Source organism: Bhargavaea massiliensis (genome assembly GCF_050480245.1).
Taxonomy (GTDB): domain Bacteria; phylum Bacillota; class Bacilli; order Bacillales; family Anoxybacillaceae; genus Anoxybacillus.
In genome coordinates this window covers 1-7,679 of the sequence record NZ_JBCNEQ010000079.1, presented here as the reverse complement: position 1 = coordinate 7,679, position 7,679 = coordinate 1, and the positions used below count along the sequence as shown (strand labels likewise).

Here is a 7,679-nt window from a genome sequence, read left to right as displayed (position 1 = left end):
ATATTCAGTCTCCTGTGGGGAGAAAATCGGTTCCCTATCAATTCAAATCCATTTCAGAGAAACCCTACCCCATTACATTACACAAAATTCTTGACGGTACCGTTTGGATCATCCGCATACTTTTCAAATTCGCTTGTCAAATTGTACATTTCTGGTGCAATTAAATTCATTTTTCTCTCCCCCTTACCGTATGATTACAGAAAAAATTATACAAGAAAACGGAATATTTTTGTATAACTTTTCTAAAAATTTCAAAAATAAAAACACTCGGTAGGACGAAATCTACCGAGTGCTGTCATCTATATTTATTTTTGGCTACCCAATTGTTGTTCTGCCATCTTCACGAGGCGTTTCGTAATCTCGCCACCGACAGAACCGTTTGCTCGCGCAGTTGTATCTGGGCCTAACTGCACGCCAAACTCTTGAGCGATTTCATATTTCATTTGGTCAATTGCTTGTTGCACACCAGGGACGAGCAATCGATTTCGATTTGCCATTTGTCTTCACCCCCTTGTAACCATAGGTTGTGCAAAACAAATGGACTCTATGCATCTCCCCGTTAAAATAGCTCGTCCAATGGTTGATCTGGTTTCAATGTAATCGTTTCGACGCGAGCAACTGTTTCAGCAATCATCTCATCTAAAGGTAAAAATTGTTCATATTGGATTACCTTCTCTTTTTTCGGCTTCGTTTTTGGTGCTTTTGGCGTAAAAATTGTACAGCAATCTTCATACGGTCGAATCGAAATATGATGTGTACCAATTCGCTCAGCGATCGCAATAATTTCCGTTTTATCCATCGAAATAAGCGGACGAAGAATTGGTGTCGTTGTCACATCGTTGACAACAACCATACTTTCAAGTGTTTGACTAGCAACTTGCCCTAAACTTTCCCCAGTTACAATCGCCAGTCCGTTTTGTTTTTTACGAATTTCATCTGTAATGCGCAACATCGCACGCCGCGTAGCGATCAACGAATAATTTTCCGGCACTTGTTTATAAATCGCTTGTTGCAACTCCGTAAACGGTACAATATGAAGACGGATCGTACCACCAAATTCCGTTAAACGCTGCGCTAAGTCGATCACTTTTTGCTTCGCTCGCTCACTTGTAAACGGTGGGCTAAAAAAGTGAACAGCCTCAATTTGCAAGCCGCGCTTCATTGCTAAGTATCCAGCTACAGGGCTGTCGATTCCGCCTGAAAGCATCAACATCGCTTTTCCGCTTGTTCCAACAGGTAAACCACCCGCTCCTGGTACATCGTGTGCAGTAATATACGTTCCTTCTTTTCGCACTTCTACGCGAACATCTATGTCTGGATGATGGACATCAACCGTTAAGCCCGTTGTGTTTTTCAACACATAACTGCCCAGCTCATAGTTTAATTCATTTGTTGTAACTGGAAATTGTTTATCTGCCCTTCTTGCTGATATTTTGAATGTTCTCCCTTCGTATGGAAATTGTTTCACGAAAAATAATGTTGCTTCTTTTATTTTTTGCAAGTCGTTCTCTGTCTTTAATGCCAAACTTAACGATTGAATACCGAACACTTCTTGCAATTTTTCGATGACAGGTTGCGGTGGTGTATGATGTAGTCGAATGTACATCCGATCGCGCAACGCTTCAATTTGAAGGTTCGGAAAATGTTTCAATTTTTTTGCTATATTTCGTTTTAAACATCGTACAAATTGTAAACGATTTTTTCCTTTTGTCGACATTTCACCGTAACGAATTACAATATGATCATACGTCATTTCGTTCCCCTCGCTACTATTTTTAATCGTTCATATGCTTGCTCAATGGCTTCAATAATGATTGGGACATGCTCCATTTGTTGTTCGTATGATAAACTTATGCGAATCGAACGCTCCGCCCGCGTTTTTTCGATTCCCATCGCTAACAACGTTTTACTTGGCGCCTTTTTACGGGATGAACAAGCTGATGTTGTCGATACGTATATATGTTGCTTTTCTAATTCGTGAACAAACGTTTCTGATTTTATTCCTTCTAGTGAAAAATGAATAATATGTGGAGCTGATTGTTCAAATGGCGTGTGAACACGAATACCCTCAATCGTTTGTAAGCGTTCGATGAGCGCTCGTTTCATTTTCTCAAGTCGATCATATGCCTCATGATACTTTTCCACCGATAATCGTAACGCTTTCGCCATCGCAACAATAGCAGCGACATTTTCTGTTCCTGAGCGCAATTGCATCTCTTGTGCCCCCCCCGATAAAAGCGGAGAAAGGCGCACACCTTCGCGAACGTACAAAACTCCTGCTCCTTTTAGACCGTGAAATTTATGCGCCGATACCGTATATAAATCAACGTTTGCCTGTTTCAAATGAAGTGGCACTTTCGCCGCACCTTGCACTCCATCAACGTGAAACAACACTTTCGGATATTTTTTCAACATCGCACCAATTTGTTCAATCGGTTGAATAGAGCCTACTTCGTTATTTACATGCATGACAGAAACGAGAATTGTATCATCACGCAACGCTTGTTCAATATGTGTTGGAGAAACGATACCACGTTCATCAACAGGTACATATGTAACTTGAAAACCGAGTTGTTCTAGCTGTCTGCACGCCTCGGTGACAGATGGGTGTTCAATCGCTGTTGTAATGATGTGGCGGCCGCGCTGCTGATGTTGCCAAGCCGCACCTTTAATGGCTAAATTGTTTCCTTCCGTCCCACCTGATGTAAAAATAATTTCTGTTGATTTCACCCCAAGGAGATGGGCCATTTGTTCTCTTGCTTGCGTGAGCAATCGCTCTGCTTGCATACCTAGTCCGTGTAGCGACGACGGATTCCCAAAATAATCGCTCGCTACTTTGAAAAAAGACTGCAACACCTCTGGAAACGGTTTTGTTGTGGCACTATTATCTAAGTACATCATCGCGCTAGCCTCCATTACCTTCGTATACAAACAGCCTTCTTATATTATCACATCTTTATTCAAAAAGGAAATAATCAAAGAATATTTTAAAGATTGAAACTTTTTATAAAAACGACAAAATTTTTATTTTGTATGATAGTATATATGCTCGTACGGAGAAAACGAAGGAGGATCAGCATGTCGAAAAAAGATTTAATAGCTGTCGGTTTTATGTTATTTGCTTTATTTTTTGGCGCTGGTAACATGATTTTCCCTCCAGCTCTCGGGCAAGCAGCAGGGGAAAACGTGTGGCTTGCCATCGTAGGTTTTTTAATTACCGGTGTCGGATTGCCAGTTTTAGGAATAATCGCGATTGCAAGGACAGGGAACGACTTGCAACAATTAGCTAGCCGAGCACATCCAGTATTTGGTATCATCTTTACGATCGTTATGTATTTAGCCATCGGTCCGTTTTTTGGTATTCCACGAACAGGTACGGCATCATTTGAAATTGGTGTGACACCATTTTTACCTGAAACGGTCGATCGATCCGTCATGTTAGCGGTGTATACTGTTGTTTATTTTAGCATATCCCTTTGGTTAGCGTTAAACCCTTCGAAATTAGTTGACCGAATTGGCAAGTTGTTAACACCTCTTTTACTCATCGGTCTTGCTTTATTTTTTGTCAAAAGCATATGGACGCCTATGGGAGACATTCAACCGCCAACGGATGCATATACAGACGCCCCGTTTTTTAAAGGGTTTGTTGACGGGTACTTAACGATGGATGCCATCGCAGCACTCGTTTTTGGTATCATCGTCATTCAAGCCATTCAACAAAAAGGAATTACAAATAAAAAACAATTAACGAAGCTTTGTATTCAGGCCGGGTTCGTGGCTGCTTCTGGATTAACGCTCGTGTATGTATCGCTCGCTTTTATTGGAGCATCGAGCGTACAAGCGATCGGTTACCGCAATAACGGCGGCGAAATCATTAGTCAAACCGCGACCTATTTATTCGGTCAAGCGGGTACAATCATTTTATCGATCACCATTATGCTTGCGTGCTTAACGACATCAGTTGGTTTATTATCTTCTTGCGCAAGTTATTTTTCGAAAATTTCGCCAAATCTTTCCTATCGAATGCTCGTCATCGTTATGAGCTGCTTTAGCGCATTCACCGCAAATGTCGGTTTAACGAAACTCATTTCGTTATCCGTTCCTGTGCTTATTATTATTTATCCATTAGCCATTACCCTCGTCGCCCTATCGTTTCTCCATGACTATTTCAGGGGAAAACAAACCGTTTACATCGGGGCCCTCGCTGGTACGCTTCTCGTCAGCATCGTTGATGGACTGAAGGCAGCAGGATTTGATGTATCGTCCATCTTACATGTATACGAAAAAACATTGCCGCTCTTTGAACAAGGGATCGGCTGGCTTACACCAGCACTCATTGGCGGGGTCATCGGTTTATTACTAAACAAAACAAACCGTGTCACACGTACCGAAAGAAAAGCAAGTTAAAAGAAAACGAGTGAAAGGACATCCTTTCACTCGTTTTCTTTTAGCCACTTGCGAATACGTTCAAATGCCCCTTCTTCGACTTGTTCGACCACAGCGATTGCTTTTTGTAATGCCAGTTCGTATTCGTATCTTCGAAACAGTTGCTCTGCTTCTTCTAATCCTTCTTTTACCGCATGGAAGCGACGACGATAACGGTTGCCGTACTGAATGACTTTTTCCGCTAACTGAGCTTGTTCAATCATTTCTTTTGTTTGATCATACACGCTCTGCACAAAAACAATCGCCTCATCTAACGCTTGATGAACCGCCTCCATATTTAATGGCTTGCCATCTAACGTAAGCGACACACGCGTTAAACTTTCACGCGCTTCACTCACTTGTAACATATAAGATTCTGGTAAACCTGGTAGCTTGCTTTTTTTCACAAGTCGAATCGCTTCTGACAATTGCTTTTTCATTTCTGCTAACTTCTCGCGCGCTGCTAATTCATCTTTCCGCAGCGCATATAAGTGCTCACGAAACTGGTCATGCTTTTCTTTCACTGCCGCAATTTGCGCTAAAATTTCCTCCAATTCTTCACGAATAAGCGAGTAAGCTAACCGTTCCTCGATCATTTTCGTTTGAATGAGCATAAAACGTTTCATTAGTTGTTGTACTTGCTTCTCGATTTGTCGATATTTATCTAAGTCGCTTTGCGATAAATGATAGCTTTGTTGCACAAATAATGTTTCATCACGCGTTTCTTTCGTTTCTTCTTCCAAATCGTAAAGCGTTTGTTCGATCTTTTCTGTTTCATCATGAACGAACCGTTCAGCATACACTTCTTTTTCTAATAAGTCGTACAACGTATCGACATCTTCTTGTGTTTCACGAAGGAGCGCTTCTGCTTCATCGACTTTAAGCTCTTCTAATAATGCAACCACTTGAGACACTTTTCCTCGAACCTCTTCAACCTCTTTATCAACAGGAAGATGGTCAAGCACATACCCTTTTTCTAACAGTTCACGATATCCCTCGACAATGTTGTCGAGTTGCGCAGGAATTTCAATTTGTGCGTCGCTTAATAAAAGCGGAATTTGTTCAATAAAACGATTCAATTCATGTAGCTCGTTTTGAATAACCACTACGACTTCGCGAGCAGCCAAATAATTCCCTTCCGTTGTTAACTGTTCAAATGTTTGAAATTGTTGTTGAAGAGCGTTTAACCGCGTTTCAAGGGCAAGCTCTGTACGCCCAAATGTATGTCGTTGTGTCAGCATCGCTTTTTTTATTTGGCGATACTTTTCTTTCAGCTGTTCAATTTCCTCGCGATTTTTTTCTTCACTTCCAACTAATTCTTGCAATTCAAGTAAAATGCGTTGAATGCTTCCTTCAATTTCTCTTAGTTGTTGCTCTGTTTGTTGCAATGCATCTTTTGCTTTCATAAAACGGTATTTGACGATCGCTTCTTCAATATCAAACAATTTTTCTTCTATGTTCGGCAGTTGAACGGCCACAATATCGTCCCATTCATTTCGCCACTTTTCAAACAATTGCTCTGTTTCACCCATCATATTTAACGATTTGATTTTTGACAGTTCTTCTGGCACCGGACGATTCATTAAAGAAATTTTCCACTGTTCTAATTGATCAATTTGTTTATATAAACGTTTTCGATACATATATGTATATGTAAGTCCCCCGATAATGAGGAGCGCACTAATTGCTACAATTTCCATAATGGGCCTCCTTGTTGTCAAGCTTTCCTTTTTTGTGGAGAAGGCATTTTCTTTTCAATGATTTTATGATACCATGTTAGCGACACTTTTTGAGCAAAAATTTTAACTTTTTTCCTAAAAAACGTGATTTTTGTCGAACTGTGCGCCTAAAGAGGTGAAAAACGTGCGTGATGGGCATATTCATACGCCATTTTGTCCTCACGGAAGCGAAGATGCGCTACATGAATATATTGAAAAAGCCATTTCGCTTGGTTATACAGATATTTCATTTACCGAGCATGCACCGCTTCCGAAAGGATTTATTGACCCAACCCCTTATCAAGATAGCGCGATGAAAGGAGAACAACTAGCGTCATACGTATCAATTTTACAATCATTAAAAAAACAGTACGAAAGACATATTCGTATTCGTATCGGATTAGAAGTTGATTTCATCGTTGGATATGAGCAAGAAACAAAGATGTTTTTAAATGAGATCGGCCCTCAATTAGACGATAGCATTTTATCGGTTCATTTTTTATCTGTTGGTCATCGTTACATATGTATCGATTATAGTGAAGAAATGTTTGGCGACATGGTTGCATCATTTGGTTCAGTTGAACGAGTGTACGATGCGTACTACAAAACAGTTTTAGCCTCCGTTGTTACCGATTTAGGAACGTACAAACCAAAACGAATCGGTCATCTCACGCTCGTACGCAAATTTCATCGCGCATATCCATGTGAATATGATGCAACAAAAATCATTGCTCGCATTCTTGATGAAATGAAAATTCGTCAATTGGAACTCGATTATAACGGTGCCGGGACAACAAAACCGCTCTGTTTAGAGCCGTATCCACCCCATTGGGTTGTTAAAGAAGCGTTAAAACGCGGTATCCCGCTCGTTTACGGTTCAGATGCGCACTCGGTTGCTGGGCTTCATCAAGGAATCGAACATATGTTGATTTAAAGGAGTGAAAAACATGTTTCATGCCCAAACATATACAGGTACAAGAGAAGAAAATTATGCACTTGTGATTGAACAATTGAGAGCTTTAATTTCGGATGAAAAAAATGTTGTTGCAAACTTAGCCAACGCTGCCGCGTTATTGAACTACTTTTTACAAGACATTAACTGGGTCGGTTTTTACATCGCACAAGAAAACGAACTCGTTCTCGGACCATTTCAAGGGTTACCTGCATGCGTGCGCATTCCGTTCGGCAAAGGCGTCTGTGGAACAGCAGCCGCTGAAAAACGAACGGTGCGTGTTGCAGACGTTCATACGTTCCCAGGTCATATCGCCTGCGACGCAGCGTCCCAATCTGAAATTGTCGTTCCCATGATCAAAGACGGTCACGTTATCGGGGTGCTTGATATTGACAGTCCGATAAAAAATCGTTTTGATGAAATAGATGAACGTTACTTAGAACGTTTTGTTGAAACGCTCGTTCGCTACCTCGACATATAAGAAGGAGGCCGATGAATAGGGCCTCTTTCTTGTTTAATATTCTTGAACAACGACGCGGTTTTTTCCTGTCCGTTTCGCTGTATATCTCATATTTCGCACCTTG

Annotated in this window: 7 protein-coding genes; 3 read left to right on the top strand and 4 right to left on the bottom strand. The window is 40.9% G+C overall.

Features of this window, described 5'->3' with window-relative positions; genetic code table 11:
* Positions 1–305 precede the first annotated feature (305 nt).
* The 3 genes from ABEV15_RS13385 to ABEV15_RS13375 form a co-directional block, all read right to left on the bottom strand.
* Positions 306–497, bottom strand: coding sequence for an alpha/beta-type small acid-soluble spore protein (locus tag ABEV15_RS13385; RefSeq protein WP_006320794.1), 192 nt, complete (start codon positions 495–497; stop codon positions 306–308).
* 62 nt (positions 498–559) lie between these two features.
* Positions 560–1,753, bottom strand: a complete 1,194-nt coding sequence (gene thiI / locus ABEV15_RS13380) for a tRNA uracil 4-sulfurtransferase ThiI (RefSeq protein ID WP_498853495.1) — start codon at positions 1,751–1,753, stop codon at positions 560–562.
* The gene (locus tag ABEV15_RS13375) at positions 1,750–2,901 is read right to left on the bottom strand and encodes a cysteine desulfurase family protein (protein WP_429630219.1); all 1,152 of its coding nucleotides are present in this window, start codon (positions 2,899–2,901) and stop codon (positions 1,750–1,752) included. Before ABEV15_RS13375 ends, thiI begins: the two co-directional genes overlap by 4 nt.
* A 177-nt stretch (positions 2,902–3,078) precedes the next feature.
* Here ABEV15_RS13375 and brnQ point away from each other — a divergent pair, with 177 nt between their 5' ends.
* Complete coding sequence (gene brnQ, locus ABEV15_RS13370) at positions 3,079–4,407, top strand: branched-chain amino acid transport system II carrier protein (RefSeq protein ID WP_498853494.1); 1,329 nt, start codon at positions 3,079–3,081, stop codon at positions 4,405–4,407.
* A 26-nt stretch (positions 4,408–4,433) separates the two neighbouring features.
* Here the strand turns inward: brnQ and ezrA are convergent, their stop codons facing one another.
* Positions 4,434–6,125, bottom strand: a complete 1,692-nt coding sequence (ezrA, locus tag ABEV15_RS13365) for a septation ring formation regulator EzrA (RefSeq protein ID WP_498853493.1) — start codon at positions 6,123–6,125, stop codon at positions 4,434–4,436.
* A gap of 163 nt (positions 6,126–6,288) precedes the next feature.
* Here ezrA and hisJ point away from each other — a divergent pair, with 163 nt between their 5' ends.
* Complete coding sequence (gene hisJ / locus ABEV15_RS13360; RefSeq protein WP_498853492.1) at positions 6,289–7,077, top strand: histidinol-phosphatase HisJ; 789 nt, start codon at positions 6,289–6,291, stop codon at positions 7,075–7,077.
* Positions 7,078–7,090: 13 nt separating this feature from the next.
* Positions 7,091–7,576: a free L-methionine (R)-S-oxide reductase MsrC gene (locus ABEV15_RS13355; protein ID WP_429630227.1), complete on the top strand. Its 486-nt coding sequence runs from the start codon at positions 7,091–7,093 to the stop codon at positions 7,574–7,576.
* The last annotated feature ends 103 nt before the right edge of the window (positions 7,577–7,679 follow it).